This is a genomic window from Kocuria rosea (assembly GCF_023715525.1).
Classification (GTDB): Bacteria; Actinomycetota; Actinomycetes; order Actinomycetales; family Micrococcaceae; genus Kocuria; species Kocuria rosea_A.
Genome location: NZ_JAMBOG010000002.1, coordinates 137,604 through 163,767, shown reverse-complemented (window position 1 = coordinate 163,767; position 26,164 = coordinate 137,604). Strand labels below are relative to the sequence as shown.

Here is a 26,164-nt window from a genome sequence, read left to right as displayed (position 1 = left end):
CCCGACACCCCCCGACCCTCCGCGACGGTCCCCGCCGCGCGCCCGACGGGGACGGTGAAGGTCGCCCTGCTGGGCGCCGGCACCGTCGGCGCCCAGGTGGCGCAGGCCCTCCTCGAGCACGCCGAGGAGTTCACCGCACGCGTGGGCGCGCCGGTGGAGCTCGCCGGGATCGCCGTGCGGGACGTCACCGCCCGGCGCACCGTGGAGCTGCCGGAGGAGCTGCTCACGACGGACGCGGAGGCCCTGATCGACGCCGCGGACGTGGTCATCGAGCTCACCGGGGGCATCGAGCCCGCCCGCAGCCGGATCCTGCGCGCCCTGCACGCCGGCAAGCCCGTGGTCTCGGGCAACAAGGCCCTCATCGCCCGGCACGGCCGCCAGCTGCAGGACGCCGCCGACGCCGCCGGGGTGCCGCTGTCCTACGAGGCCGCCGTGGCGGGGGCCATCCCCATCGTGCGGCCCATGCGGGACTCCCTGGCCGGGGACCGCGTGGACCGGCTGCTCGGGATCATGAACGGCACCACGAACTACATCCTCGACCAGATGGACACCACGGGCGCCCAGTTCGCCGACGCCCTGGCCGAGGCACAGCGCCTCGGCTACGCCGAGGCGGACCCCACGGCCGACGTCGAGGGCCACGACGCGGCCGCGAAGGCCGCCATCCTCGCGTCCCTGGCCTTCCACTCGACGTTCACCATCGACGACGTCTACTGCCGGGGCATCACCGGCGTCACGGCCGCCGACGTCGCCGCCGCGAAGGAGGCCGGCTACGTGATCAAGCTCCTCGCGGTGTGCGAGCGGTGCCCGGACGGGGTGAACCTGCGGGTGACCCCGACCATGATCCCGCGCGAGCACCCGCTGGCGGGGGTGCACGGGGCCTACAACGCCGTGTTCGTCGAGGCCGCGAACGCCGGCTCCCTGATGTTCTACGGCGCGGGCGCCGGCGGCGCCCCGACGGCCTCGGCCGTGCTCGGCGACTTCGTCTCGGCCGCACGCCGGCTCGTGCTCGGCGGGCCCGCCCAGGTCGCCGAGCCCCACGCGCAGCTGCCGGCCGTGCCGATGGACGACGTGCGCACCAGCTTCTCGATCACCCTCGTGGTCCAGGACCGGCTGGGCGTGCTCGCCCGGATCGCCCAGGTCTTCGCCGACCACGGCGTGTCGATCCACACGATGCAGCAGAAGGACCACCCCAGCGGCGCGCCGCAGCTGGCCGAGATCCGGCTCGTGACCCACCGCGGCGCGAACAAGGACCTCGTGGCCACGGTCGACGCGCTGGAGGAGCTGCCCTTCGTCGAGCAGGTCACCGGCGTGATCCGCGTGGAGCACGACGACTGACCGGCCCGGCCGGGCACCGGCCGTCTCCCCCGCAATCCCCCGCACCACGAGCCCACAGGAAGAGATTCAGCACATGGCACACGTCTGGCAGGGCGTCATCAACGAGTACCGGGACCGGCTGCCGGTCTCGGCGTCGACCGAGGTCATCACGATGGGGGAGGGCGGCACGCCCCTGATCCGGGCGCGCGCCCTGTCGGAGCTCACCGGCAACACGGTCTGGCTGAAGTTCGAGGGGATGAACCCCACCGGGTCCTTCAAGGACCGGGGCATGACCATGGCCATCACGAAGGCCAAGGAGGAGGGCGCCGAGGCCGTCGTGTGCGCCTCCACCGGCAACACCTCCGCCTCCGCCGCCGCGTACGCCCAGCAGGCCGGGCTCACGTGCGCGGTGCTCGTGCCGGAGGGGCGGATCGCGATGGGCAAGCTCTCCCAGGCGGTCGCCCACGGCGCGGACATCATCCAGGTGGACGGCAACTTCGACAACTGCCTCGACGTGGCCCGCAAGCTCTCCGAGTCCTACCCGGTGTTCCTCGTGAACTCCGTGAACCCGTACCGCATCGAGGGGCAGAAGACCGGCGCGTTCGAGGTCGTGGACACCCTCGGCGACGCCCCCGACTACCACATCCTGCCCGTCGGCAACGCCGGCAACATCACGGCCTACTGGAAGGGCTACCAGGAGTACGCCCGCCCCTACGCCTCCGGGACCGCGGGCGAGCTGCCGGCCGTGGCCACGCGGACCCCGGTGATGTGGGGCTTCCAGGCCGAGGGCGCCGCCCCGCTCGTGCTGGGCCACCCGGTCACCGAGCCGGAGACCATCGCCACCGCCATCCGGATCGGCAACCCGGCCTCGTGGGACAGCGCGGTCGCCGCCCGCGACGAGTCCGGCGGGCTCATCGGCGCCGTCTCCGACGACGAGATCCTCGCCGCCCACCGCTGGCTCTCCGCGAAGGAGGGCGTGTTCGTGGAGCCGGGCTCCGCCGCGGGCGTCGCCGGGCTGCTGCAGAAGCACGCCGCGGGGGAGGCCCCCACGGGGAAGACGGTCGTCATCACCGTCACCGGCCACGGCCTCAAGGACCCGCAGTGGGCGATCAAGGCCGCGGAGCGCGAGGACCCCTCCCTGGTGGAGCCCAAGCGCGTGCCGTTCGACGTGGTGGCCGTCGCCGCCGCGCTCGGCCTGGAGTAGATCGGATGTTCGAGATCGGGCAGCGGGTCGCCCTCAGCGTGCCCGCGTCCACGGGCAACGTGGGCCCCGGCTACGACAGCCTCGGCCTGGCCCTGGGGCACTACGACGACCTCGCCGTGACGGTGCTCGAGGACGGGCTGGAGTTCGAGCTGCACGGGGAGGGCTCGGAGGCGGTGCCCCGCGACGCCGACCACCTGGTGGTGCGCGCGATGCGGGCGGCGTTCCGCGCCGCCGGCGTCGAGGAGCTGCCCGGGCTGCGCCTCGAGGCGACCAACCGCATCCCGCACGGGCGGGGCATGGGCTCGAGCGCCACGGCCGTGGTGGGCGGCGTGCTCGCGGCCAACGCGCTGCTGCCCGCCGACCGCGCCCTCGACGACGCCCGGCTGCTCCAGGTCGCCGCCGCGATGGAGGGCCACCCCGACAACGTCGCGCCGTCGCTCTACGGGGGGCTCGTGATCTCCTGGGCCGACGCCGCGGGCTGGCGCAGCGTGCCCGTGGCCGTGCACGAGGACGTCGTCCCGGTCGTCGCGATCCCCGACTTCGAGGTCCCCACCCGGCTCGCCCGGTCCCTGCTGCCCGCGCAGGTCCCGCACCACGACGCCGCGGTCAACGCCGGGCGGACCGCCCTGCTCGTCGAGGCGATGACCCGGCGCCCCGACCTGCTGCTGCCCGCGACCGAGGACCGGCTGCACCAGCCGTACCGGGCCGCGGCCATGCCGCCGAGCGCCCGGCTGATGCGCGGCCTGCGGGAGCGGGGGCTCGCCGCGATGATCTCGGGGGCCGGGCCGACCGTCCTCGTCCTGGCCGCCGGCCCCGCCCAGGCCCGGGAGGCCGAGCGGGCCGTCGCCGAGCTCGTCCCCGGCGGCGGCCACGACCACCCGGTCGCCTGGCGTGTCCTGCGTCTGCGCGTGGACGGGCGGGGTGCTAAGCTGGAGAAGCACCCGCAGAAGATCCAGGGGTAGGAGACCGCGCCCGGCGCGGTGAGGACAGCGGGCATCATGAGGGGCGTCGCCCCGGGCAGATGACCCGACCACCTCGTCTTCGATCCCCCCGAGCTTCCGGTGATCCCCCGCCGGCACCGGCTCCTTTCGATGCCGTCGGCGCACCGGTCCGCCCATGACGGGCCGGAGCGCACCACGTTCTCCGGGTGCCACCTGTTCGCCCAGGCTGCCGCGCCCTCTGTGCGCCCCGCCGCCGGTGGCCCGCGATCGCGGCCCGCCGAGAACCATCCACGGTCCTGGACTCTGAGATCCACGGGCCCCCCACCGAGGGAGAAGGACACTTCGTGACCGAGACCACCGACCTTTCCACGGGTACGGAAGAGACCACCGCCGATCCCAGGAGCGCGGGCCTGTCCGCGCTCAAGCTGGCGCAGCTGCAGGCGCTGGCCTCGCAGCTGGGCATCACCGGCGCCCGCCGCATGCGCAAGAGCCTGCTGGTGGACGCCATCGCCGCCCACCAGCGCGGCGGTGCCGTGGCCGACCGGGACCGCGCGGTCGAGGAGAAGATCGCCCGGACCGTCGAGAAGACGTCCGAGAAGACCGCCGACCGGGCCCCCGAGCAGCCCGCCGCCGGGCAGGCCGGCGAGCAGCCGGCCGAGCAGACCCAGCCGCCGCGGCGCACCCGCGCGCGCCGGGCCACCAGCACCGGCGTCGTCGCCCAGCAGGCCCCCGCCGAGACTGCCGGCGCCGAGCAGGCCCCCGCCGAGACTGCCGGCGCCGAGCAGGCTCCGGCCGAGGCAGCCGGCGCCGAGCAGCCGGCCGGCCAGGACGCCCGTGCCCGCACCCGCACCCGCAACCGCAACCGCGGCCGCGACGAGGCCACCGGCCAGCCGTCCGAGGACGAGCGCGCCGACCAGTCCGACCAGTCCGAGCAGGACCGCGGCCGCACGCAGAACCGCGGCCAGGAGGCCAAGGGCCAGGACAAGTCCGGCCAGGAGCCCCGCCAGGACAAGGGCGGCCAGGACAAGGGCGGCCAGGACAAGGGCGCCCAGGACAAGGGCGCCCAGGACAAGGGCGCCCAGGCCGAGGGCCGCGGCAAGCGCGACAACCGTCCGGAGGGCGGCAAGCAGCAGGAGGCCAAGGGCCAGGACGTCCGCCAGGAGCGCAACGGCCAGGACCGCAGCGGCCAGGACGGCGAGGGCGGCAGCCGCCGCAGCCGCCGCAACCGCAACCGCAACGACCGGGACCGCGACCGCAGCGAGCGCAACGAGCAGCGCAGCGAGCGCAACGAGCGCAACGAGCGGGCCGAGCGCAACGAGCGGCGCAACCGGCGCGGGCGCAGCAACGGCCCCGAGGTCGACGACACGGAGCTGACCGAGGACGACGTCCTGCTGCCCGTCGCAGGCATCCTGGACGTCCTCGACAACTACGCGTTCGTGCGCACCTCCGGCTACCTGCCGGGCCCGAACGACGTCTACGTCAGCCTCGCCCAGGTCAAGAAGTACGGCCTGCGCAAGGGCGACGCCGTCGTCGGCGCCATCCGCGCCCCGCGCGACGGCGAGCAGCAGAACAACACCCGGCAGAAGTTCAACGCCCTCGTGCAGCTCACCACGGTCAACGGCAGGAAGCCCGAGGACAACAAGGACCGCGTCGACTTCGGCAAGCTCGTCCCGCTGTACCCGCAGGAGCGGCTGCGCCTGGAGACCGAGCCCAAGAAGATCGGCCCGCGCGTGGTCGACCTCGTGGCCCCGATCGGCAAGGGTCAGCGCGGCCTGATCGTCTCCCCGCCGAAGGCGGGCAAGACGCTGATGCTGCAGTCGATCGCCAACGCGATCACCACGAACAACCCCGAGGTCCACCTCATGATGGTGCTCGTCGACGAGCGCCCCGAGGAGGTCACGGACATGCAGCGCACCGTGAAGGGCGAGGTCATCGCCTCGACCTTCGACCGCCCGGCCGACGACCACACCACGGTCGCGGAGCTGGCCATCGAGCGGGCCAAGCGCCTGGTGGAGATGGGCATGGACGTCGTGGTGCTCCTCGACTCCATGACCCGCCTGGGCCGTGCGTACAACCTCTCGGCCCCCGCCTCCGGGCGCATCCTCTCCGGCGGCGTGGACTCCGCGGCGCTGTACCCGCCGAAGAAGTTCTTCGGCGCGGCCCGCAACATCGAGAACGGCGGCTCGCTGACGATCCTGGCGACGGCGCTCGTGGAGACCGGGTCCAAGATGGACGAGGTGATCTTCGAGGAGTTCAAGGGCACCGGCAACATGGAGCTGCGCCTGTCCCGCAACCTCGCGGACAAGCGGATCTACCCCGCCGTGGACGTCAACTCCTCCGGCACCCGCCGCGAGGAGAACCTGCTGTCCACGGACGAGATCAAGATCATGTGGAAGCTGCGCCGCGTCCTGTCCGGGCTCGACCAGCAGCAGGCCCTGGAGCTGCTCACGAACAAGCTGCGGGACACCCAGTCCAACACCGAGTTCCTCCTGCAGGTCCAGAAGACCACGCTGTCGGTGAAGTCCGAGAGCGACCGCTAGGACGTGCCCGCCGCCCCACGAAGGAGCGCCCCATGCCGGATCCCATCCAGTCCCTGCTCGACGAGCACGCCGAGCTCCAGCGCCTGCTGGCCGACCCCGCGGTGCACGCCGAGCAGGGCCGCGCCCGCCGGCTCGGCCGCCGCTACGCCGAGCTCAACGGCGTCGTCGAGGCCCACCGGCGCGTGGAGCGCCTCGAGGCCGACCTCGGCGCGGCCCGCGAGCTCGCGGCCGAGGAGCCGGAGTTCGCCGAGGAGATCCCCGGGCTCGAGGCCCAGCTGGACGAGGCCCGCGAGAAGCTGCGTCGGCTGCTGGTCCCGCGCGACCCCGACGACGGGCGCAACGTGATCCTCGAGGTGAAGGCGGGCGAGGGCGGGGACGAGTCCGCGCTCTTCGCCGGCGACCTGCTGCGGATGTACACGAAGTACGCCGAGACCCGCGGCTGGAAGACCGAGCTGATCTCCGCGAACGAGTCCGACCTGGGCGGCTACAAGGACGTCCAGATCGCGATCAAGTCCAACGCCACGGACCCCGCCGAGGGCGTGTGGGCGCGGCTGAAGTACGAGGGCGGCGTGCACCGCGTCCAGCGCGTGCCCGTCACGGAGTCCCAGGGCCGGATCCACACCTCGGCCGCGGGCGTGCTCGTGTTCCCCGAGGTGGACGAGCCGGAGGAGGTCGAGATCAGCCAGAACGACCTCAAGATCGACGTCTACCGCTCCTCGGGCCCCGGCGGGCAGTCCGTGAACACCACGGACTCCGCCGTGCGCATCACCCACCTGCCCACGGGCATCGTGGTGGCGATGCAGAACGAGAAGTCCCAGCTGCAGAACCGGGAGGCGGCGATGCGCGTGCTGCGCGCCCGCATCCTGGCCCACCAGCAGGAGCAGATCGACGCGGAGAACGCCGCCCAGCGCCGCTCGCAGGTGCGCACGATGGACCGCTCCGAGCGGATCCGCACCTACAACTTCCCGGAGAACCGGATCAACGACCACCGCACCGGGTACAAGGCCTACAACCTCGACCACGTCATGGCCGGGGAGCTCGAGCCCGTGGTGCAGTCCGCGATCGAGCTGGACGAGAAGGCGCAGCTCGAGGCCATCGGCCGGCAGGGCAGCTGAACGGCACGGGGGGCAGCCGGATGAACAGATCGCTGGGCCAGGCCGTGCGCTGGGCGGAGCAGGTCCTCGCCGAGGCGGGGGTCGACTCGGCGCGCACCGACGCCCTCCTGCTCGCCGCCCACCTGATGGGCCTGTCCCGCGGGGAGGTCGAGGCCCGCGCCATCATCGGCGCGGAGGAGCCGGCGGGCTACGCCGAGCTCGTGGCCGAGCGCGCCCGCCGGGTGCCCCTGCAGCACCTCACGGGCGTCGCCCACTTCCGCTACCTGACGCTCGCCGTCGGCCCCGGGGTGTTCGTGCCCCGGCCGGAGACGGAGACCGTCGTGCAGGCGGTGATCGACGAGCTGCGCGCGCAGCTGGCCGCGGGCGTGCACCGGCCCCGCGTCGTGGACCTCGGCACGGGCTCCGGGGCCATCGCGGCGTCGGTCGCCCACGAGGTGCCGCAGGCGCGCGTGCACGCGGTGGAGCTGTCGGAGACCGCCCACGCCTGGGCGGCGGAGAACCTGCGCGGCACGCGCACCGAGCTCGTGCTCGGGGACCTGCGCACGGCCTTCCCGGAGCTGGAGGGCCGCTGCGACGTCGTCGTGTCGAACCCGCCGTACATCCCGGCGGGGGCGGTGCCGCGCGACCCGGAGGCGCGCGAGCACGACCCGGCCCTGGCCCTGTACGGGGGCGGGGAGGACGGGCTCGAGCTGCCGCGTGCGGCCGTGGCCTCGGCCGTGCGCCTGCTGCGCCCCGGCGGGTTCTTCGTCATGGAGCACGCCGAGGTGCAGGCCGGCGCCGTGGCCCGGCTCCTGGACCACGCCGGGTTCGTGGAGGTCGTCGGCCACCAGGACCTCACCGGCCGCGACCGGGCGACGGCGGGCCGCCGGCCCCGCCCCGGCTCCGCGACCGGCTCCGCGACCGGCTCCGCGACCGACGAGGGAATGGGAGAATGACATCGTGAGCTACACCGTCTACGACTGCAGCAGCGTCGCCCAGCGCGCCGCGGGGCTCAAGCACGCCGCGCGCGCCGTGGCCGCGGACGCGTGCGTCGTGATGCCGACCGACACCGTGTACGGCATCGCGGCGAACGCCTTCTCCGCCCGGGGCGTCGCGACCCTCCTCGCCGCGAAGGGCCGCTCCCGGGCGATGCCCCCACCCGTGCTCATCGCCCACGCCGGGGTGCTCGACGGGCTGGCCGACGAGGTCTCCGAGGACGCCCGCGCCCTCGCCCGCGCCTTCTGGCCCGGCGGGCTGACCCTGATCTTCCACTCCCACCCCTCGCTGGGCTGGGACCTCGGGGAGACCCACGGCACCGTGGCCCTGCGCGTGCCCGACGACGAGGTCGCCCAGGCCCTGCTCATCGAGACCGGCCCCCTCGCCGTGTCCTCGGCCAACCGCACCGGCCACCCGGCCGCGCTGACCGCGCAGTCCGCCGCGGACATGCTGGGGGAGTCGGTCGAGCTCTACCTCGACGACGGCCCCCGGCCCCTGGGCGGCACGCCCGCCGCCGCGGCGGAGCCGGTCTCGTCCACCATCGTGGACTGCACGGGGGAGACGCCCGTGCTCGTGCGGCACGGCGCCGTGAGCCTCGCCCGGCTGCGGGCGGTCGTGCCCACGGTCGTGCCCGCGGACGGGGACGAGGAACTCGGGGCCGGCGCCCCGCCCGCCGAGGAGCCCGCCGCGTCGGGCTCCCACGCGGTGAGCGGCATCGACCCGGAGGCGGTGCCCGGGGACGTCGCGGCGGACGGCGCGGCCGACGCCGGGCTCGTCCTCCCGCAGGACGCCCCGGACGGGGACGCGCCGCGCCCCCCGGCGGACGAGCTCTCCCCGGCCCCGTCCCCCGCGCGGGCCGCCGAGGCCCGGGGCTTCGCCGCCGCGCTCGTGGCGCGCACCACCTCGGCGCAGGACCGCCCGGGCGTGGACCAGGATCGCACCCGGACCGCGCCGGAGGGCACGCCGGGGCAGCTGCGGCCCCTGTCCGTGGACGAGGCCGCCCGCCTGGTCGCCCGGGGCCTCGACGGCGCCTGAGGCCCCGTCCCGGTCCGCGCCGGGCGGTGCGGTCGGCCCGGGCGGCGGATCAGCTCCGGCCGGCGGCCAGGTGCGCCTGGCGCAGGACCTCCCCGATCCGGGGCTCGGGGACCGCACCGTGCTCCTCGGCCCAGCCGGGCACCTGGCGCTGGCCGAACCACGTCACCTCGAGCCGGCGCACGGCCCCGTGCCAGCGGTGGCCGGCGAGCGCCGAGAGCCCGTAGCCGCTGTCCACGGCCAGCCGGCACAGCAGCACCGGCAGCCGCCGGGGCTCGCGGCGCCCGGCGTCGCGCAGGATCGAGCCGGTCGTGGCGCCCTCCCACGGCTGCAGCACGACCGGCGGGAGCTCTCCGGCGTGGCGCCCGACGCGGGAGACGAACTCCGCGAGGGCGTGCACCGACGTGACCGGGGTCGGGGCGGTCCCGTCGCCGGCCACGGAGCTGAGCGGCGAGGACGCGAAGCGCACCAGGCGCGCGGTGGTGCGCCGGCCCGAGGCCTGCACCGAGGTGGCGCGCAGCACCGTGATCACCGGGGCGTCCCGCTCCGCGGCCCAGTCGCGGCGCAGCTTCAGCAGCCCGCTCTCGCCGAGGGCCTTGGAGAAGGAGTAGGGGGAGAACGGCCGCACCGCAGGGGTCTCGTCGAGGACGTCGACGTCCCCCTGGACGGTGGCCGAGCTCAGGTGGACGATCCGGCGCACGCTCGTGCGCCGCGCTGCGAGCGCCACCAGCACCGGCAGCAGCGCGTTGGCCCCGATCAGCGACTCCTCGTGGGTCTGGTCGGGGGCGCCGAGACCGGCCGCGTTGACGACGACGTCGGCGCCCGCGAAGGACTCGGCGAGGTAGTCCAGCACCGACTCGAGCCGGCCCGCCTGCTGGAGCAGGTGGTGGACCGTGTGCGCCCCGGACGCGAGCCGCGGCGCCGAGACGGGGACCACCCGCTGGCCGTCCGCCTGCAGCCGGGCCACGGTGGCGGAGCCCAGGAACCCCGTCGCTCCCAGCACTGCCCAGGTGGTCGATGTCACGGTGCTTCCTCTCCGCCGGTTCGCGCCGGTCGCCGTCGACCGGACCAGGGTCCTTGCGCTCATCGTACAGACCGCGCACGACGCCCCGGGGAGGCCCGCCCGGCCCGTCGCCGCCCGCGGTGCCCCCGGCCGCGCTTGCTACACTCGGCCACGATCCCGCCCGGGACCACCCCCCGCACCCCCCACCCGAGGAGCCGCATGCCGTCCGATCCCACGCCCACGGTGGCGGTGGCCTGCGTGACCCAGGACCGGCCCGAGGACGTCCTCGCGCTCGTGGCCGCGCTGCGCGCCCAGACGGCGCCCGTCGCCGCCCTGTGCCTCGTCGACGCGGGCCGGGAGCCCGTGCCGCACGAGCGGCTCGCCGAGGCCGTCGGCGGGTGCTTCGAGCTCCACCACGTGCGCTCGCGGGCCAACCTCGGCGGAGCCGGCGGCTTCGCCCTGGCGATCCTCACGGCCCTGGCCACGGGGGCCGAGCAGGTGTGGCTCATGGACGACGACGCCCACCCGGAGGGCCCCGGCACCCTGGCGGTGCTGCTCGAGGAGTCCGAGCGGCGGGGACTGGCCGTGGTCTCGCCGATCGTCGTCGCCCCCCAGGACCACGACCGGCTCGCCTTCGCGCACCGGGTCGCAGGCCGGCTCACCCACGACCGCGCCGCGGTCGAGACGCTCGGCTTCGTGCCCTCCCACGCCAACTTCTTCAACGGCGCCCTCATGCGCGAGCACGTGTTCTTCCGCGTGGGGCTGCCCGACCTCAAGCTGTTCCTGCGCGGGGACGAGGTCGACTTCCTCATCCGGCTGCGCGCCTCCGGGCTGCCGTTCGGGACCACCACCCGCACCGCCGTCGCGCACCCGCCGGCGTGGGGGGAGGAGCAGGTGGTCGTCCCCGGCCGGCTGCAGGTGGTCGTCCCCGAGACCGAGTTCAAGCGCGCCCACTTCTTCCGCAACCGCGGCTGGACCACGTGGCACTACCGCCGCGTCGTCCAGCTCGGGGCCGACCTCGTCGGCTACCCCCTCTACTACCTGGGCCGCCGCGATCCCCGCGGTCTCGCGAGCTGGGCGGGCCGCTACGTCGGCGGGATGCGCGGGCGCGGCTTTGGGGGCCCCCGGTGAGCCCGGGCACCGGGGGCCCCGCCGAGTTCTCCGTGCTGATGCCCGTCTACCGGGCCGACACCCCGGAGCGCGTGCGCCGGGCCGCGGAGTCCAGCACGGTCGAGCAGGAGCGCCGGCCCGCCGAGCTGGTCGTCGTGCGCGACGGCCCGGTCCCCGCGCCGCTGCAGGCCGAGCTCGACCGCCTGGCGCGGGAGCTGCCCGTGCCCGTGGTGCGGGTCGACCTCGAGCGCAACGTCGGCCTCACGGCCGCGCTCACCGCGGGCCTCGCCCGGTGCCGCCACGACGTCGTGGCGCGGATGGACGCCGACGACGTCTCCTACCCCCGCCGCTTCGCCGTGCAGCTGCCCGTCGTCGAGGCGGGCGCCGACGTCGTCGGCTCCTCGATGCACGAGATCGGCGACGACGAGACCCGCCCCCTCGCCCTGCGGCGCGCCCCGGTGGGCCGCGACGAGATCCTGGCGGTGTCCCGGCGGCGCAACCCCCTCAGCCACCCCTCCGTCGTGTTCCGCCGCTCCGCGGTCGAGGCCGTGGGCGGCTACGAGCACGTGCCGCTGGGGGAGGACTACTGGCTGTGGGCGCGGCTGCTCCACGCGGGCGCCGACGTGCGCAACGTCGCCGAGCCGCTGGTCGGCTACCGCGTCACGACGGGCGCCTACGAGCGCCGCGGCGGGCTGCCGATGTTCCGGGCGGACCTGCAGCTGCAGGCCCGCCTGCGCGGGATCGGGCACATCGGCTTCCTACAATGGGCGGTGAACGTCGCGGTGCGCGCCGGCTACCGCTTCGTCCCCACCCGCCTCCGGGAGCTCGCCTACCGGGCCATGGTCGGCGCGCAGCGCCGGTGACCGCCCCGTGCCCGACCGGCCGTGCGGCCGCACCGACCACGAAAGGACCGACCCGATGAGTGGTGAGCCCGAGCGCCCCGCCCGTCCCGCGCCCCCGGAGAGGCCCGTGGCGTGGCTGTGGATCCAGATGCTGCTCGACTCCGCCTCCTGGGTCACGGCCCTGGTGCTCGCCCTCGTGCTGCGCTACGAGATGAACCTGCAGTTCATCAGCGTGCCGGGGCTGCTGCTCGTCTCCGCGGTCGCCGTGGCCGGCCAGCTCGTCGTCGGCTTCTCCTTCGCCCTCTACAAGGGCCGGTACTCGTTCGGCAGCTTCGACGAGGCGAAGCTGCTGGTCGTGGTGACCCTCATCGTCACCGCCGTGCTGCAGGTGCTGCTGCTGGTGGTCGGCACGAGCATCGGCATCCCCCGCTCCACGGCGCTCATCGCCTTCCCCTTCGCGTGCCTGTTCATGGCCGCGTTCCGCTACCTGAAGCGGATGTACCAGGAGGCCTCCGCCCGCCCGGGCGCCTCCGCCCAGCACGTCGTGATCTACGGGGCCGGCTACCTCGGCACGTTCCTGGTCCACCGCATGATGCAGGACCCGAACTCGGAGTTCCTGCCCGTGGCGCTGCTCGACGACGACCCCGCGAAGAAGCACCTGCGGATCTCCACGGTCCCGGTCCTCGGCACCCTGCACGACGTCCGCGACGTCATGGCCCAGACCCGGGCCAGCGTGCTGATCGTGGCGATGTCCACCCCCGAGCCGCGGATCATGCACCGGGTGGCCGACGCCGTGGCCGGCACCGGGGTCCGGGTCATGACGATGCCCCCGCTGGGGGAGGTGCTCACCGCCAAGCACAAGTCCACGGACTTCCGCGACATCAGCATGGAGGACCTCATCGGCCGCCGGCCCGTCGACATCGACGTCGAGGAGATCGCGGACTACGTCAAGGGCCGGCGCGTGCTCGTCACGGGCGCGGGCGGGTCGATCGGCTCCGAGCTGTGCCGCCAGCTCGTCGGGTTCGAGCCGGGCGAGCTGATCATGCTCGACCGGGACGAGTCCGCCCTGCAGGGCACCCAGATCTCCATCACCGGCCGCGGCCTGCTCGACGGGCGGGACACCGTCCTCGCCGACATCCGCGACCCCGACACCGTGCGCACGATCTTCCGGGACCGGCGCCCCGAGGTCGTCTTCCACGCCGCCGCCCTGAAGCACGTGTCGCTGCTGGAGCAGTACCCCGACGAGGCGTGGAAGACGAACGTCATCGGCACCCTCAACGTGCTGCAGGCCGCCCAGGAGGCCGGGGTCGAGGTGTTCGTGAACATCTCCACGGACAAGGCCGCGAACCCCACCACGGCCCTGGGGCACTCCAAGCGCGTCGCGGAGAAGCTCACCGCCTGGATGGCCGACTGCACCGGGCGCCGGTACGCCTCCGTGCGCTTCGGCAACGTCTTCGGCTCCCGCGGGTCGATGCTGCCCCTGTTCACCGAGCAGATCCGCCAGGGCGGGCCCATCACCGTCACCCACCCCGACGCCACCCGGTACTTCATGACGATCCCCGAGGCGTGCCAGCTCGTCATCCAGGCCGGGGCGATCGCCCGCGGCGGGGAGGTGCTCATCCTCGACATGGGCGAGCCCGTGCGGATCATGGACATCGCCGAACGGCTGCGCGTGATGAGCGGGCGCGAGGACGTCGAGATCGAGGTCACCGGCCTGCGCCCGGGGGAGAAGCTGCACGAGGACCTCATCGGCGTGGGGGAGACGGACGAGCGGCCCTTCCACCCCAAGATCTCCCACGCGCGGGCCGACCGGCTGGACCCCGCCCTGCTCGACCGCCACACCTGGAAGGTGCGTGGCGGCATGGTCTACACGGGCACGATCCCCGTGGTCCAGCCGTCCACGCAACCGCCGCCCACATCGGTCCAACGCCCCCGCAGCTCCACGGGGCGTGCCTCGTGAGCGCCCCCGGACTGCTGCCGGTGCTGCTGCCCGGGCCCGGGCAGGCCTTCCCGTCGGTGCGCTCGGCCGGCCCGGACCTCACCGACCCCGGCGCCGCCCCCAGCGCGGAGGAGCTGCGCCGGCTCGGCGAGCTCGTCCTCACGGTGGGGGCGCCCGCCCTCGTGCTGAGCCTGCTGCTGCCGTTCGTCCTCAAGCCGCTGCTGGAGCGCTGGGGCGTCGTCGACATCCCCAACGAGCGCTCCTCCCACCACCGCACGGTGATCCGCGGCATGGGCCTGGCCGTGGCCGCCGCCGTGCTCGTGGGCGACGGGCTCGCCCTGCTCACCGGCACGATCCGGGTCGACCGCTCGGTGGCCCTCGTCGTGCTGGCGGTCGCCGCGCTGTCCGCGGCCCTGGGCTGGGCCGAGGACTACCGGGGGGTGTCCGTGCGGGGGCGCCTGGCCGCGCAGCTGGGCCTGGGCCTGGCCGCCACCGCGGTGCTCGTGACCGTCCTGGGCACCTCCGTGTGGTGGCTGCCCGTGGGCGCGCTCGCGATCGCCGCGTACATCAACATGGCGAACTTCATGGACGGGATCAACGGCATCTCGGGGCTGCACGGGCTGACCGCCGGGCTGCTCTACGCCTGGGCCGGCGCCTCCAACGACCTCCCGTGGATGATCGCCGCCGGCCTCGCCGTGGCGGGGGGCTTCGTCGGGTTCCTGCCGTGGAACCTCGGGCGCGGCACCGTGTTCCTCGGGGACGTCGGCTCGTACCTGCTCGGCGGCTCGCTCGCCGCCATCGCGGTCGCCGCGTTCCTCTCCGGGGTCTACGTCGAGTACCTGCTGCCCCCGCTGGCCGTCTACGTCGCGGACACCGCGGTGACCCTGGTCCGGAGGATCCGCGCCGGGGAGGTCTGGTACCGCCCCCACCGCCAGCACGTCTACCAGCGGCTCACCGACGTGGGCCTGTCCCACGTCGGCTCCGCCCTCGTGGTCAGCGGCGCCACCGTCCTGGTCAGCGCGGCCTCCGTCCTGGGCCTGCGCACCGGGCCCCTGGCCACCGCGCTCGCCGGGGCGTTCGTCGTGGCCGTCCTGGTCCTCTACCTGGTGCTGCCGGAGCTCCTCGGCCGGCGCGCGGCCGCGCGGACCCGCGACGGGGCGCGCCCGTGAGCGGCGCGGTGGCCAGCGTCCTGCTGGGCGCGGGCCTGGTCACCGCCGTGCTCGGGGTCAGCCTGCTGGTGGTGCGGCTGCTCTCGCGCGCCGCGCCCACGGCCGTCGCCCCCGCCCTGGCCACCACCTACCTCATGAAGGCCTTCGTGCTGGGCTGGGTGCTCCTCAACGTCCCGAGCCCCGGGTGGCTGGAGACCTGGTGGTTCGCCGGCTCGGTCCTGATCTCGCTCGCGGCGTGGCTCACCGTCCAGGGCGTGGTCGCGGCCCGGGCGGCCCGGGCGGCGGGTGCCGCCGCCGCCGACGCACGGGAAGGACGCAGCCCATGACCGGCCACATCCCCGAGGAGCCCCGCCGGCCCGAGGACGGGCCTGACGACAGGGCCGGGAACGGACCCGGGACACCCCCCGGAGCCGTCCCCGAGGTCCCCCCCGCGGACGCCCGCAAGGCCTCGCACCTGCGCACCGCGGGGGAGCTCGTGGCGGGCGGCGGGGCGGCCGCCGCCCTCGCAACACTCCTCTACGTGGTGATCGGGATCGGGTTCTGGAGTTTGGTAGGGTGGGGGGCGGATCGCGTGCTGGGAACCCAGTGGGTCGTGGTCCTGGGTGCGTGCATTGGCGCCGCCTCCGGGATCTACATCGTGTACCTCCACATGCAGGAGGCGCTCGAGCGCAATCCGTCCTCCGACGGACAAGATCCTGACCAGCCGCACAAGTCCGGCCCGGACTCGGCGCCCCGACCGTGAGACCCGGCCAGAGCACTGCAGAAAGGACCCGCATTGAACGCCGCCCTGAGGCTCCCTGCCGCCGGAGGATTCGAAGCTCCGACCGTCGAGGAGATGCACCTCCCCTCGCTCTTCGAGCTCGGGTCCTTCGCCCTCGGCAAGCAGATGCTGCTCATCGGCCTCTCGGTGCTGCTGGTGGCGGGCTTCTTCCTGTGGGCCGTCCGCCGTCAGGCGCTGGTGCCCTCGAAGGGCCAGTACCTCGGCGAGGTGGGCTACGGCTTCGTCCGCAACCACCTCGGCCGCGACATCATCGGTGAGCGCGACTTCCGCCCCTTCGTGCCGCTGCTGTTCACCTTCTTCTTCTTCATCCTGGTGAACAACCTCTTCGGCTCCATCCCGCTCCTGCAGCTGCCGAGCCTGTCCCACCCGGGCTCCGCCTACGTGCTGGCGGGCATCGCCTACGTGACCTGGATCGTGATGGGCATCAAGCGCCACGGGTTCGGGCACTTCATGGGCAAGATGACCATGCCGCCGGACGTCCCGAAGATCCTCTACATCCTGCTGATCCCCATCGAGTTCATCTCGAATCTGATCATCCGCCCGGTCACCCACGCCCTGCGTGTCTTCGCCACGATGTTCGGCGGCCACTTCGCGATCATGGTCGCCGCCTCACTGACCGCGTTCCTCGCCACCGAGGTGGGCGGCCTCGGCGCCGTCAGCTCCGTGCTGGGCGTCGTGCTGGGCCTGTTCATCTACTTCCTCGAGGTCCTGATCCAGGTCCTGCAGGCCTACATCTTCACCCTCCTCTTCGCCGTCTACGTCCAGGGCGCCCTGCAAGAGGGCCACTGACCGGCGAGGACCGCCGGCCGGCGCGCCCGTGCGCGCCCCGGCGGTCGCCCCCCGACCATCCTCCAACTGTCCAGCGCCAACAATGGCAACGACGCCCGTTCCCGGGCACCTAGAAAGGAAACATCCATAATGGAAGGTTCGCTCAGCGTTATCGGTTACGGTCTGGCTGCCATCGGCGGTGGCATCGGCGTGGGTCTGATCTTCGCCGCGTACATGCAGTCCGTGGCCCGTCAGCCCGAGGCCCAGCGCGTGATCCAGCCGATCCTGTTCATGGGCTTCGCCGTGGTCGAGGCGCTCGCCATCCTCGGCTTCGTGCTCGCGCTCATCTGACCGCGGCACAGGCACGGAACACATTCCTCACTAAAGAACAGGAATCGCACGTATGAACACCATGTTGTTGGCAGCTGAAGAGGGGACCAGCCCCCTCCTCCCCAATGGCTGGGAGATGCTGATCACCGGCCTTGGGTTCCTGATCCTCCTCTTCATCGCGATCAAGTTCATCGTGCCGGCCTTCGAGCGGGTCTACCGTGAGCGCACCGAGGCCATCGAGGGAGGCCTGGCGAAGGCCCAGGCCGCCCAGGCCGAGGCCGCCGCCGCCCGTGACGAGTACAACCAGCAGCTCGAGAGCGCTCGCCTGGAGGCCCAGAAGATCCGCGAGGAGGCCCGTCTGGAGGGCGAGAAGATCCTGGCGGACTTCAAGGACCGGGCCAACGCCGAGTCGGCGCGCATCTCGGAGAACGCCCACCGCACGATCGAGGCAGAGCGCGCGGCGGCCGTGGTCTCCCTGCGCGCCGAGGTCGGCACCCTGGCCACGCAGCTCGCGTCGAAGATCGTGGGCGAGGCCCTGGACGACGACGCGCGCGCCGGCCGGGTGGTCGACCGCTTCCTCGCGGACCTGGAGACCGAGCAGCAGCGGAACGCAGGTGCGGCCCGGTAATGGCAGCATCCAACGAATCCCGCCAGCAGGTCGCCCAGGTGGTCGAGCGCTGGGCCGGCTCCGCCGACCCCGGCCTCGCGCGTGACGTGTTCGCCGTGCTGGCCGTCCTGGACGAGAACGGCGCGCTGCGCCGTTCCCTGACGGATCCCTCCTATCCCGGGGCGGCGCGGGCGCACGTGATCGGCCGCCTCTTCTCGGGCAAGGTGTCCCCGCAGGCCGTGGAGGTCGTCGCGGCACTGGCCGAGCGCCGGTGGAACGACGACCGGGAGTTCGGCGACGCCCTCGAGCACGCGGGCGTGCAGCTCACGGCCGCGTCCGCGGAGAACCGCGGCGGCGCCGAGGCCCTCGGGGAGCTCGTGGACCAGCTCATCGCGTTCCAGAGCGCGGTGGAGGACTCGCACGAGCTCCAGCGCGCCCTCGGCGACCCCCGGGCCGACGTCGACGCCAAGACCCGGCTCGCGCAGCGGCTCGCCCCCGGCGCCTCGGAGGAGGCCCTCCTGCTCATCGAGCAGGCGGTCCTCACGCCCCGCGGTGCCCTGGTGGGACGCCTGGTCGGACGATTCGCGGACGAGGTGGCCAGCCGCCGCCAGCGGTGGATCGCCCACGTGACCACCTCCCGGCCGCTGACCGAGGAGCAGCTCCGGCGCCTGCAGCACCAGCTCAACGTGCTGTACAGCCGGGACCTGCAGCTCACCGTCGACGTCGACCCCGCGCTGATCGGCGGACTGCGCGTGCAGGTCGGCGAGGAGGTCATCGACGGCTCGCTCGCGACCCGCATCGACGAGCTCCAGCAGCGGATCGGGGCCTGAGCGGCCCCGGTGCGCCGGGCCCGGGAGCCCGCACGATGCCGTCGCCGGCAGACGAACGCCTGGCGGGCGCCACGGCCGGTGGAAACGCCCAGCATCCCGCCACAGAATGGACTCACGGTCACTGCTCCGCAGTGATCACGAACTAGGAGAGCAGGGACAGCAGATGTCCGAAGTCACCATCAACGCCGACGAGGTGCGCAGCGCGCTCAGCGAGTTCGCCGCCTCCTACGACCCCGGCGCCGCAGAACGAGTCGAGGTCGGCCGCATCAGCAGCGCCGCCGACGGTATCGCCCGGGTCGAGGGTCTGCCCTCGGTCATGGCCAACGAGCTGCTGCGCTTCGAGAACGGCACCCTGGGCCTCGCCCAGAATCTCGACACCCGCGACATCGGCGTCGTCGTCCTCGGCGACTTCCGCGGCATCGAGGAGGGCCAGGAGGTGCACCGCACCGGCGAGGTCCTCTCCGTGCCCGTGGGCGACGCCTTCCTCGGCCGCGTGGTCGACCCGCTGGGCATGCCGCTCGACGACCTCGGTCCCATCGAGGCCGAGGGCCGCCGCGCCCTGGAGCTGCAGGCTCCCGGCGTGACCATGCGCAAGTCGGTCCACGAGCCGCTGCAGACCGGCATCAAGGCCATCGACGCGATGATCCCGATCGGCCGCGGCCAGCGCCAGCTGATCATCGGCGACCGCCAGACCGGCAAGACCGCCATCGCCGTCGACGCGATCCTCAACCAGCGTGCGAACTGGGAGTCCGGCGACGTCAGCAAGCAGGTGCGCTGCATCTACGTGGCCGTCGGCCAGAAGGCCTCCACCATCGCGGGCGTGCGCCAGACCCTCGAGGACAACGGCGCCCTGGAGTACACGACGATCGTCGCGGCCCCGGCCTCCGACTCCGCCGGCATCAAGTACCTCGCCCCCTACGCCGGGTCGGCCATCGGCCAGCACTGGATGTACGGCGGCAAGCACGTCCTCATCGTCTTCGACGACCTGTCCAAGCAGGCCGAGGCCTACCGTGCGGTGTCGCTGCTGCTGCGCCGCCCGCCGGGACGCGAGGCCTACCCGGGCGACGTGTTCTACCTGCACTCCCGCCTGCTCGAGCGCTGCGCCAAGCTCTCCGACGAGCTCGGCGCCGGCTCGATGACCGGCCTGCCGCTGGTGGAGACGAAGGCCAACGACGTGTCGGCGTTCATCCCGACCAACGTCATCTCCATCACCGACGGGCAGATCTTCCTGCAGTCGGACCTCTTCAACGCCAACCAGCGTCCCGCCGTGGACGTCGGCGTGTCGGTCTCCCGCGTCGGCGGCGCCGCGCAGATCAAGGCCATGAAGAAGGTCTCCGGCACGCTGAAGCTGGAGCTGGCGTCCTACCGCTCGATGCAGGCCTTCGCGATGTTCGCCTCGGACCTCGACGCGGCGTCGCGCCAGCAGCTGACCCGCGGTGCGCGGCTGATGGAGCTGCTCAAGCAGAAGCAGTACACGCCGTACGCGGTCGAGGACCAGGTCGTGTCCATCTGGGCCGGCACCAACGGCCACCTCGACGAGGTCGAGGTCGCCTCCGTGCTGGACTTCGAGCAGGCCCTGCTCGACCAGGTGCGCCGCACGACCAACGTGCTCGAGTCCATCGCGCAGACGGGCAAGCTCGAGGACGACGCGATCGCCGCCCTGGAGACGGCCGTCGCCGAGGTCAAGCGCGACTTCCACGGCACGAAGCACGACATCCAGCCGGGCCACGAGGAGCACCAGCCCCTCGACGCGTCCGCGGTGGACCAGGAACGGATCGTCAAGAAGTAGCCGGCCACGGTGACGAAAGGAAGTCACATGGGAGCCCAGATCCGGGTCTACCGGAACAAGATCGCGTCGACCAAGTCCATGAAGAAGATCTTCAAGGCCATGGAGATGATCGCGACCTCGCGCATCAACAAGTCCCGCCAGCGGGTGGCGGCGGCACGTCCGTACGCCAACGCGCTGACCCGTGCGGTCTCTCAGGTCGCCACCCAGCAGAACATCTCCCATGTCCTCACCACGAGCCCCGAGGACGTCCGGCGCTCGGCCGTGGTGATCATGACCTCCGACCGCGGTCTGGCCGGGTCCTACTCCTCCAACGTGCTCAAGGAGGCGGAGTCCCTCATGGAGCTGCTCCGCGAGCAGGGCAAGGACGTGAAGGTCTACCTGGTCGGGCGCAAGGCCCAGGCGTACTTCGACTTCCGGCACCGCCCCTACGCGCGGCACTGGACCGGCGACACGGACAACGCGAGCCCCGAGCGCGCCCGCGAGTTGCGCCAGGTGCTGGTCGAGGACCTGGAGACCCCCTACGAGGACGGCGGCGTCGACGAGATCCACCTCGTCTACACCGTGTTCCGCTCGATGGTGACCCAGGAGCCCCGGGTGCTGCGCCTGCTGCCCCTGGAGGTCGTGGACGCCAACGCGCTGACCGACGAGGTCGCCCGCGACTTCGACGCGCTCGAGGACTCCGGCAGCACCTTCGAGTTCGAGCCGAACGCGGAGGAGTTCCTCAACGCGGTCCTTCCCCGCTACATCGACGCCCGCCTCTACGCGTGCCTGGCCAACGCCGCCACGAGCGAGCTCGCCGCCCGGCAGCGCGCCATGAAGTCGGCCGGCGACAACGCGGACGAACTGATCCGCAAGTACACCCGCCTGATGAACAACGCCCGCCAGGCTGCGATCACCACCGAGCTCACCGAGATCGTGAGCGGCGCCGAGGCCCTCTGACGGGCCCGACCGGCGATCCAGCAACCACCCCACCGCAATCAGTGAAGTGAGAGAAATGACTGCCACCATCAGCGAACAGGCCGGTCAGCCGGTCTCGGGCGGCGCCACGGGCCGCATCGCCCGGGTCATCGGTCCGGTCGTCGACATCGAGTTCCCGGAGCACGCCGTTCCGGACGTTTACAACGCCCTGACCGCCGACTACCAGCTCAACGGCGAGACGAAGCGGATCACCTTCGAGACCGCCCAGCACCTCGGCGACAACATGGTCCGCGCGATCTCCCTGCAGCAGACCGACGGCCTCGTGCGCGGCACCACCGTCCAGGACACGGGCGCCCCCATCTCCGTGCCGGTGGGCGACGTCGTCAAGGGCCACATCTTCAACGTGCTCGGCGACGCCCTCGACGTGCCGACCGCCTCGCTGCAGGTCACCGAGCGCTGGCCGATCCACCGCAAGGCGCCGTCCTTCGCGGAGCTCGAGGGCTCCACGGAGATGATGGAGACCGGCATCAAGTCCATCGACCTCCTCACCCCCTACATCAAGGGCGGCAAGATCGGCCTGTTCGGCGGCGCCGGCGTGGGCAAGACGGTGCTCATCCAGGAGATGATCACCCGTGTGGCCCGCAACTTCGGCGGCACCTCGGTCTTCGCCGGCGTGGGCGAGCGCACGCGCGAGGGCAACGACCTGTGGGTCGAGATGGAGGAGGCGGGGGTCCTCAAGGACACCGCCCTCGTGTTCGGCCAGATGGACGAGCCGCCGGGAACGCGTCTGCGCGTGGCCCTGTCGGCGCTGACGATGGCGGAGTACTTCCGCGACGTCCAGAACCAGGACGTGCTGCTGTTCATCGACAACATCTTCCGGTTCACCCAGGCCGGCTCCGAGGTCTCGACCCTGCTGGGCCGCATCCCCTCGGCCGTGGGCTACCAGCCCAACCTGGCCGACGAGATGGGCGTGCTGCAGGAGCGCATCACCTCGACGCGCGGCCACTCGATCACCTCGATGCAGGCGATCTACGTGCCCGCCGACGACTACACCGACCCGGCCCCGGCCACGACGTTCGCCCACCTGGACGCGACCACGGAGCTCTCCCGCGACATCGCCTCCCGCGGCCTGTACCCGGCGATCGACCCGCTGGCCTCGACCTCGCGCATCCTCGACCCGCAGTACGTCGGCCAGGAGCACTACGACGTCGCGATCCGCGTCAAGGCGATCCTGCAGGAGAACAAGGAGCTGCAGGACATCATCGCGATCCTCGGCGTCGAGGAGCTCTCCGAGGAGCAGAAGGTCGTCGTGGCCCGCGCCCGGCGCATCGAGCAGTTCCTCTCCCAGAACACCTACACCGCGAAGCAGTTCACCGGTGTCGAGGGCTCGACGGTGCCGATCGCCGAGACCATCGAGGCGTTCGGGAAGATCACCGAGGGCGAGTTCGACCACGTGCCCGAGCAGGCGTTCTACAACGTGGGCGGCCTGGACGACGTCATGCAGAAGTGGGACGAGATCAAGTCCCGGACCGGTGGCAAGTAGTCGTGGCTGAGATGATCGTCGAAGTCGTGTCCCTCGACCAGTCGGTCTGGACGGGCACCGCCCGCATGGTCCGCGTGCGCACCACGGAGGGCGACATCGGGATCCTCCCGGGCCACGAGGCCGTCGCCGGGATCCTCCGGCCGGGGCAGTTCGCGGTCGAGCCCGTCGACGGGCCCCGCTTCGGGGGCACCATCGACGCGGGGTTCGTGTTCATGGACAACAACCGGGTGACGATCGTGGCCGACAGCGTGGAGCTCGCCGACGCCGCCTGATCCGACCCCACCCCGCGGGACGGGCCCGGCCCCGTCCCGCACCACGCAGAGCTGCGGCCTCCGTACCACCGGTGCGGAGGCCGCGGCCGTATCCGGGTCCCGACGGGCGCCCGGCCGAGGACGTTCAGGAGAGTGGATGGAAGAGAAGATCGTCGTGCACGGGCCCACCGCGGTCAACGGGACGCTGCAGGTCTCGGGCGCGAAGAACAGCGTGCTCAAGCTCATGGCCGCCGCGCTGCTCGCCGAGGGGGAGACGACCATCACCAACGTCCCCGAGATCCAGGACGTCGCGATCATGGCGGAGCTGCTGCGCCGCCTCGACTGCGCCGTGGCCTACGACCGGGACGCGCAGACGGTGTGGATCGACGTGCCGGCGGAGCTGCACCACCAGGCCGACTACGACCTGGTCCGGGCGATGCGCGCCTCGATCTCCGTCCTGGGGCCCCTGGTCGCCCGCTGCCGCGTGGCGGAGGTCGCCCTGCCCGGCGGCGACGCCATCGGCTCGCGGGGCCTCGACATGCACCGCGCCGGCCTCGAGGCGATGGGCGCGGTCCTCCAGATCGAGCGCGGCTACCTCGTCGCGTCGGTGCCCGACGCGCTGCGGGGGACCCAGTTCCGCCTGGACTACCCCTCCGTGGGGGCCACCGAGAACCTCATGATGGCCGCTACCCTCGCCGAGGGCACCACCGTGATCGACAACGCGGCCCGCGAGCCGGAGATCGTCGACATCGGCCGGATGCTGCAGGCGATGGGAGCCCGGATCGAGGGCCTCGGCACGAGCACCGTCACGGTGGTCGGCGTGGACGCGCTGCGCCCGGTGGAGCACCGCACCGTGCCCGACCGGATCGTCGCCGGCACGTGGGCCTTCGCCGCGGCCGTCACGGGCGGGACCGTCGAGGTCCTGGGCGCCGAGCCGGGCCACCTGGCCGTGGTGCTGGACAAGCTGCGGGCCGCGGGGTGCCGCGTCGAGACCGGGGACGGCCGCCTGGTCGTGGCCGGGCCGGAACGCCCGCGGGCCATCAACGTGTCGACCCTGCCGTACCCGGGCTTCCCGACCGACCTCCAGCCCTTCGTCGTGGCCCTCAACGCGGTGGCCGAGGGCTCGGGGATGGTCACCGAGAACGTCTTCGAGGCCCGCTGGGGCTTCACGGCCGAGCTCGAGCGGCTGGGCGCGAGCGTGCGCCTGGACGGCCACCACGCCCTCGTCGCCGGCATGCCCGCGCTGTCCGGGGCGCCCGTCGAGGCCAAGGACATCCGGGCCGGGGCCGCGCTCGTGATCGCCGGGATGGCGGCGGAGGGGGAGACCGAGGTCAGCGGCGTCGAGCACGTCGACCGCGGCTACGAGCACTTCGTGGAGCAGCTGGCCTCCGCCGGCGCCGCCGTCGAGCGCCGGATCGCCGGGACCCCCTGAGCGCCGCCCCGGGCAGGCGAAGGGCCCCGCACCCCGAAGGGTGCGGGGCCCGCCGCGTTCACAGCCGTCCCGGTGGACGGATCAGATGATGGTCACGCCGGTGGCCTGGGGGCCCTTCTGGCCCTGACCGATCTCGAACTCGACGCGCTGGTTCTCCTCGAGGGTGCGGAAGCCGCCCGACTGGATCTCCGAGTAGTGGACGAAGACGTCCGAATCGGAGTCGTCGGGGGTGATGAAGCCGAAGCCCTTTTCGGCGTTGAACCACTTGACGGTGCCCTGGGCCATGAAGATCTCTCCTTGCGAGACTGAGTAACTAACTGTGCACGGGGTCGTGCACGAGGGCGGTGTCACGAGATGCGCTGAGGATCGATCTGCCGCCGCGGAGGATTCCGGGACGGAGGCCGGGTCCAGGTCGAACGTCACGCTCGCTTTACCCGTTCTGCGAGCATGCTGAACATGGAACGAAGAACACATTCAGCTTCACACACTCGCCCGGGGCGGTCAACACTGTTCGCCTACTGATCATCGTGTGGCGCCGCGTGTTCGCTGGGCGCGTGACGGGGCGGCGTGACGGGACGGCGTGGCCGCGGGGCGGGCTCAGAAGAGCCGGGAGTCGCTGTCGTCGACGCCGCGCATCCCGTCGTAGTCCAGGGTCAGGCACGCGATCCCGCGGTCCTCGGCGAGCACCCGCGCCTGGGGCTTGATCAGCTGTGCCGCGTACACCCCGCGCACGGGGGCGAGCAGCGGGTCGCGGTTGAGCAGCTCGAGGTAGCGGGTGAGCTGCTCGACGCCGTCGATGTCGCCGCGGCGCTTGAGCTCGACCGCCACGGTCGTGCCGTCGGCCGCGCGGGCCAGGATGTCCACGGGGCCGATCGCGGTGGGGTACTCCCGGCGCACCAGGGTGTGGCCCGAGCCCAGCAGGTGGATCTGCTCCGCCAGCAGCCGCTGCAGGTCCGCCTCGACGCCGTCCTTGACGAGGCCCGGGTCCACGCCCAGCTCGTGGGAGACGTCCTCGTGGATCTCGAAGAGCTGGATCACCAGGCGGTCGTCGCTCTTGGCGGCCTGGACCGTCCAGGTCTGCAGGACGCCCTCGGCGGCGAGCTCGGGCTCGGGCTCGGCCACGTGCAGGCGCGCGGGCGGGCTCATCCAGTTCAGGGGCTTGTAGCTGCCGCCGTCCGAGTGGACGAGCACGGAGCCGTCGGCCTTCACGACCAGCAGGCGGCGGGCGGCGGGCAGGTGGGCGCGCAGACGCCCTTCGTAGTCGACGGAACAATCGGCAATGACGAGACGCACCGGACCAGCCTAGCGAACCGCCGTGGCGGCCCGCGCGGGGGAGCGTGTGAGAGAATCCGACCGTGCCGCGCTCGAACCACTCCTCGCGAGGCCGCCGGGCCGGCGGCCCGCCCGACGGTGCCCGCGCGAGCAAGTGGCAGCGCGGGGCGATGCGCGAGCCGTGGTCCGTCGAGCGGGTCCTCGAGCCCGCCCCCGTCGTGGAGCGCGCCCCGGACGGGGACTGGATGGTCCGCCACGTCCGCCCCGCCAACGCCGTGAAGAACTACGTGTGCCCCGGCTGCGGGCGCACCATCCCGCCGGGGATCGCCCACCTCGTGGTGTGGCAGCAGGACTCCCTGCTCGGGGCGCGCAGCGCCTTCGAGGACCGGCGGCACTGGCACGAGCGCTGCTGGCGCACGCGCCGCTGAGCGCACCGGCCGCGCGGTCCGCGCTGGCTAG

26 protein-coding genes are annotated in these 26,164 nt (G+C 73.0%); 23 read left to right on the top strand and 3 right to left on the bottom strand.

Translation table 11 applies throughout. The features are described from left to right. Positions 1 to 54: 54 nt before the first annotated feature. From M3185_RS02040 to M3185_RS17290, 7 genes are all read left to right on the top strand, one after another. Complete coding sequence (locus M3185_RS02040) at positions 55 to 1,335, top strand: homoserine dehydrogenase (protein ID WP_251332080.1); 1,281 nt, start codon at positions 55 to 57, stop codon at positions 1,333 to 1,335. 73 nt (positions 1,336 to 1,408) lie between these two features. Then, a complete protein-coding gene (gene thrC, locus M3185_RS02035; protein ID WP_251332001.1) occupies positions 1,409 to 2,518 on the top strand; it encodes a threonine synthase in 1,110 nt (369 codons plus the stop codon). A 5-nt stretch (positions 2,519 to 2,523) separates the two neighbouring features. Further along, positions 2,524 to 3,480: a homoserine kinase gene (gene thrB, locus M3185_RS02030; protein ID WP_251332000.1), complete on the top strand. Its 957-nt coding sequence runs from the start codon at positions 2,524 to 2,526 to the stop codon at positions 3,478 to 3,480. Between the two features lie 323 nt (positions 3,481 to 3,803). Beyond that, positions 3,804 to 5,999 carry a transcription termination factor Rho gene (gene rho, locus M3185_RS02025; RefSeq protein WP_251331999.1) on the top strand — a complete coding sequence of 732 codons (2,196 nt, stop codon included), beginning with the start codon at positions 3,804 to 3,806 and terminating at the stop codon, positions 5,997 to 5,999. A 32-nt stretch (positions 6,000 to 6,031) separates the two neighbouring features. After that, a complete protein-coding gene (prfA, locus tag M3185_RS02020) occupies positions 6,032 to 7,114 on the top strand; it encodes a peptide chain release factor 1 (protein WP_251331998.1) in 1,083 nt (360 codons plus the stop codon). A gap of 20 nt (positions 7,115 to 7,134) precedes the next feature. Continuing rightward, positions 7,135 to 8,049 (top strand): peptide chain release factor N(5)-glutamine methyltransferase, encoded by a 915-nt coding sequence (prmC, locus tag M3185_RS02015; RefSeq protein ID WP_251331997.1) that lies wholly within the window; start codon positions 7,135 to 7,137, stop codon positions 8,047 to 8,049. Positions 8,050 to 8,053: 4 nt separating this feature from the next. Continuing rightward, positions 8,054 to 9,124, top strand: coding sequence for an L-threonylcarbamoyladenylate synthase (locus M3185_RS17290; protein ID WP_308222166.1), 1,071 nt, complete (start codon positions 8,054 to 8,056; stop codon positions 9,122 to 9,124). A gap of 49 nt (positions 9,125 to 9,173) precedes the next feature. On the opposite strand, the gene M3185_RS02005 is transcribed toward M3185_RS17290, so the two are convergent. Beyond that, positions 9,174 to 10,145, bottom strand: a complete 972-nt coding sequence (locus tag M3185_RS02005; protein WP_251331996.1) for an NAD-dependent epimerase/dehydratase family protein — start codon at positions 10,143 to 10,145, stop codon at positions 9,174 to 9,176. 198 nt (positions 10,146 to 10,343) lie between these two features. On the opposite strand from M3185_RS02005, the gene M3185_RS02000 reads away from it, so the two are divergent. The 15 genes from M3185_RS02000 to murA all read left to right on the top strand — a co-directional run bounded on the left by M3185_RS02000 (position 10,344) and on the right by murA (position 24,433). Further along, complete coding sequence (locus M3185_RS02000) at positions 10,344 to 11,255, top strand: glycosyltransferase family 2 protein (RefSeq protein ID WP_251331995.1); 912 nt, start codon at positions 10,344 to 10,346, stop codon at positions 11,253 to 11,255. Continuing rightward, positions 11,252 to 12,097, top strand: a complete 846-nt coding sequence (locus M3185_RS01995) for a glycosyltransferase (RefSeq protein WP_308222165.1) — start codon at positions 11,252 to 11,254, stop codon at positions 12,095 to 12,097. The genes M3185_RS02000 and M3185_RS01995 overlap by 4 nt, the downstream gene beginning before the upstream one ends. Positions 12,098 to 12,152: 55 nt before the next feature. Further along, positions 12,153 to 14,036, top strand: a complete 1,884-nt coding sequence (locus M3185_RS01990) for a polysaccharide biosynthesis protein (RefSeq protein ID WP_251331994.1) — start codon at positions 12,153 to 12,155, stop codon at positions 14,034 to 14,036. Beyond that, positions 14,033 to 15,184 carry a glycosyltransferase family 4 protein gene (locus M3185_RS01985; protein WP_308222164.1) on the top strand — a complete coding sequence of 384 codons (1,152 nt, stop codon included), beginning with the start codon at positions 14,033 to 14,035 and terminating at the stop codon, positions 15,182 to 15,184. The genes M3185_RS01990 and M3185_RS01985 overlap by 4 nt, the downstream gene beginning before the upstream one ends. Then, positions 15,181 to 15,510 carry a hypothetical protein gene (locus M3185_RS01980; protein ID WP_251331993.1) on the top strand — a complete coding sequence of 110 codons (330 nt, stop codon included), beginning with the start codon at positions 15,181 to 15,183 and terminating at the stop codon, positions 15,508 to 15,510. The genes M3185_RS01985 and M3185_RS01980 overlap by 4 nt, the downstream gene beginning before the upstream one ends. After that, complete coding sequence (locus M3185_RS01975) at positions 15,507 to 15,926, top strand: AtpZ/AtpI family protein (RefSeq protein ID WP_251331992.1); 420 nt, start codon at positions 15,507 to 15,509, stop codon at positions 15,924 to 15,926. The genes M3185_RS01980 and M3185_RS01975 overlap by 4 nt, the downstream gene beginning before the upstream one ends. Before the next feature lie 93 nt (positions 15,927 to 16,019). Further along, positions 16,020 to 16,754 (top strand): F0F1 ATP synthase subunit A, encoded by a 735-nt coding sequence (gene atpB / locus M3185_RS01970; protein WP_251331991.1) that lies wholly within the window; start codon positions 16,020 to 16,022, stop codon positions 16,752 to 16,754. Positions 16,755 to 16,883: 129 nt separating this feature from the next. After that, entirely contained in the window at positions 16,884 to 17,084 is a 201-nt protein-coding gene (gene atpE / locus M3185_RS01965) for an ATP synthase F0 subunit C (protein ID WP_251331990.1), read from the top strand. 52 nt (positions 17,085 to 17,136) lie between these two features. After that, complete coding sequence (locus M3185_RS01960) at positions 17,137 to 17,691, top strand: F0F1 ATP synthase subunit B (protein ID WP_251331989.1); 555 nt, start codon at positions 17,137 to 17,139, stop codon at positions 17,689 to 17,691. Beyond that, on the top strand, positions 17,691 to 18,500 hold the full coding sequence (locus M3185_RS01955) for a F0F1 ATP synthase subunit delta (protein WP_251331988.1): 810 nt from the start codon (positions 17,691 to 17,693) through the stop codon (positions 18,498 to 18,500). The genes M3185_RS01960 and M3185_RS01955 overlap by 1 nt, the downstream gene beginning before the upstream one ends. Before the next feature lie 163 nt (positions 18,501 to 18,663). Next, positions 18,664 to 20,289 carry a F0F1 ATP synthase subunit alpha gene (atpA, locus tag M3185_RS01950; protein ID WP_251331987.1) on the top strand — a complete coding sequence of 542 codons (1,626 nt, stop codon included), beginning with the start codon at positions 18,664 to 18,666 and terminating at the stop codon, positions 20,287 to 20,289. 27 nt (positions 20,290 to 20,316) lie between these two features. Beyond that, a complete protein-coding gene (locus M3185_RS01945) occupies positions 20,317 to 21,228 on the top strand; it encodes a F0F1 ATP synthase subunit gamma (RefSeq protein ID WP_251331986.1) in 912 nt (303 codons plus the stop codon). 55 nt (positions 21,229 to 21,283) lie between these two features. After that, entirely contained in the window at positions 21,284 to 22,750 is a 1,467-nt protein-coding gene (gene atpD, locus M3185_RS01940; protein WP_251331985.1) for a F0F1 ATP synthase subunit beta, read from the top strand. A gap of 11 nt (positions 22,751 to 22,761) precedes the next feature. Next, positions 22,762 to 23,022: a F0F1 ATP synthase subunit epsilon gene (locus M3185_RS01935; protein WP_285859349.1), complete on the top strand. Its 261-nt coding sequence runs from the start codon at positions 22,762 to 22,764 to the stop codon at positions 23,020 to 23,022. Between the two features lie 136 nt (positions 23,023 to 23,158). Further along, positions 23,159 to 24,433 carry a UDP-N-acetylglucosamine 1-carboxyvinyltransferase gene (murA, locus tag M3185_RS01930; protein WP_251331983.1) on the top strand — a complete coding sequence of 425 codons (1,275 nt, stop codon included), beginning with the start codon at positions 23,159 to 23,161 and terminating at the stop codon, positions 24,431 to 24,433. An 81-nt stretch (positions 24,434 to 24,514) separates the two neighbouring features. Here murA and M3185_RS01925 read toward each other — a convergent pair whose 3' ends face one another. Both M3185_RS01925 and nucS read right to left on the bottom strand, forming a co-directional pair. Beyond that, on the bottom strand, positions 24,515 to 24,718 hold the full coding sequence (locus M3185_RS01925) for a cold-shock protein (RefSeq protein ID WP_188536839.1): 204 nt from the start codon (positions 24,716 to 24,718) through the stop codon (positions 24,515 to 24,517). Between the two features lie 312 nt (positions 24,719 to 25,030). Then, on the bottom strand, positions 25,031 to 25,726 hold the full coding sequence (gene nucS, locus M3185_RS01920; RefSeq protein ID WP_251331982.1) for an endonuclease NucS: 696 nt from the start codon (positions 25,724 to 25,726) through the stop codon (positions 25,031 to 25,033). Between the two features lie 62 nt (positions 25,727 to 25,788). Here nucS and M3185_RS01915 point away from each other — a divergent pair, with 62 nt between their 5' ends. Continuing rightward, positions 25,789 to 26,133 carry an ATP/GTP-binding protein gene (locus M3185_RS01915; protein ID WP_251331981.1) on the top strand — a complete coding sequence of 115 codons (345 nt, stop codon included), beginning with the start codon at positions 25,789 to 25,791 and terminating at the stop codon, positions 26,131 to 26,133. Positions 26,134 to 26,164: the final 31 nt, after the last annotated feature.

Coding starts and splice junctions, on each gene's coding strand:
- M3185_RS01955 (WP_251331988.1), top strand. CDS start 17,691: ATGGCAGCATCCAACGAATCCCGCCAGCAGGTCGCCCAGGTGGTCGAG.
- M3185_RS01975 (WP_251331992.1), top strand. CDS start 15,507: ATGACCGGCCACATCCCCGAGGAGCCCCGCCGGCCCGAGGACGGGCCT.
- prmC (WP_251331997.1), top strand. CDS start 7,135: ATGAACAGATCGCTGGGCCAGGCCGTGCGCTGGGCGGAGCAGGTCCTC.
- murA (WP_251331983.1), top strand. CDS start 23,159: ATGGAAGAGAAGATCGTCGTGCACGGGCCCACCGCGGTCAACGGGACG.
- atpB (WP_251331991.1), top strand. CDS start 16,020: ATGCACCTCCCCTCGCTCTTCGAGCTCGGGTCCTTCGCCCTCGGCAAG.
- M3185_RS01935 (WP_285859349.1), top strand. CDS start 22,762: ATGATCGTCGAAGTCGTGTCCCTCGACCAGTCGGTCTGGACGGGCACC.
- prfA (WP_251331998.1), top strand. CDS start 6,032: ATGCCGGATCCCATCCAGTCCCTGCTCGACGAGCACGCCGAGCTCCAG.
- atpD (WP_251331985.1), top strand. CDS start 21,284: ATGACTGCCACCATCAGCGAACAGGCCGGTCAGCCGGTCTCGGGCGGC.
- atpA (WP_251331987.1), top strand. CDS start 18,664: ATGTCCGAAGTCACCATCAACGCCGACGAGGTGCGCAGCGCGCTCAGC.
- M3185_RS01990 (WP_251331994.1), top strand. CDS start 12,153: ATGAGTGGTGAGCCCGAGCGCCCCGCCCGTCCCGCGCCCCCGGAGAGG.
- M3185_RS01960 (WP_251331989.1), top strand. CDS start 17,137: ATGAACACCATGTTGTTGGCAGCTGAAGAGGGGACCAGCCCCCTCCTC.
- M3185_RS02000 (WP_251331995.1), top strand. CDS start 10,344: ATGCCGTCCGATCCCACGCCCACGGTGGCGGTGGCCTGCGTGACCCAG.
- thrC (WP_251332001.1), top strand. CDS start 1,409: ATGGCACACGTCTGGCAGGGCGTCATCAACGAGTACCGGGACCGGCTG.
- M3185_RS01945 (WP_251331986.1), top strand. CDS start 20,317: ATGGGAGCCCAGATCCGGGTCTACCGGAACAAGATCGCGTCGACCAAG.
- M3185_RS01925 (WP_188536839.1), bottom strand. CDS start 24,718: ATGGCCCAGGGCACCGTCAAGTGGTTCAACGCCGAAAAGGGCTTCGGC.
- thrB (WP_251332000.1), top strand. CDS start 2,524: ATGTTCGAGATCGGGCAGCGGGTCGCCCTCAGCGTGCCCGCGTCCACG.
- atpE (WP_251331990.1), top strand. CDS start 16,884: ATGGAAGGTTCGCTCAGCGTTATCGGTTACGGTCTGGCTGCCATCGGC.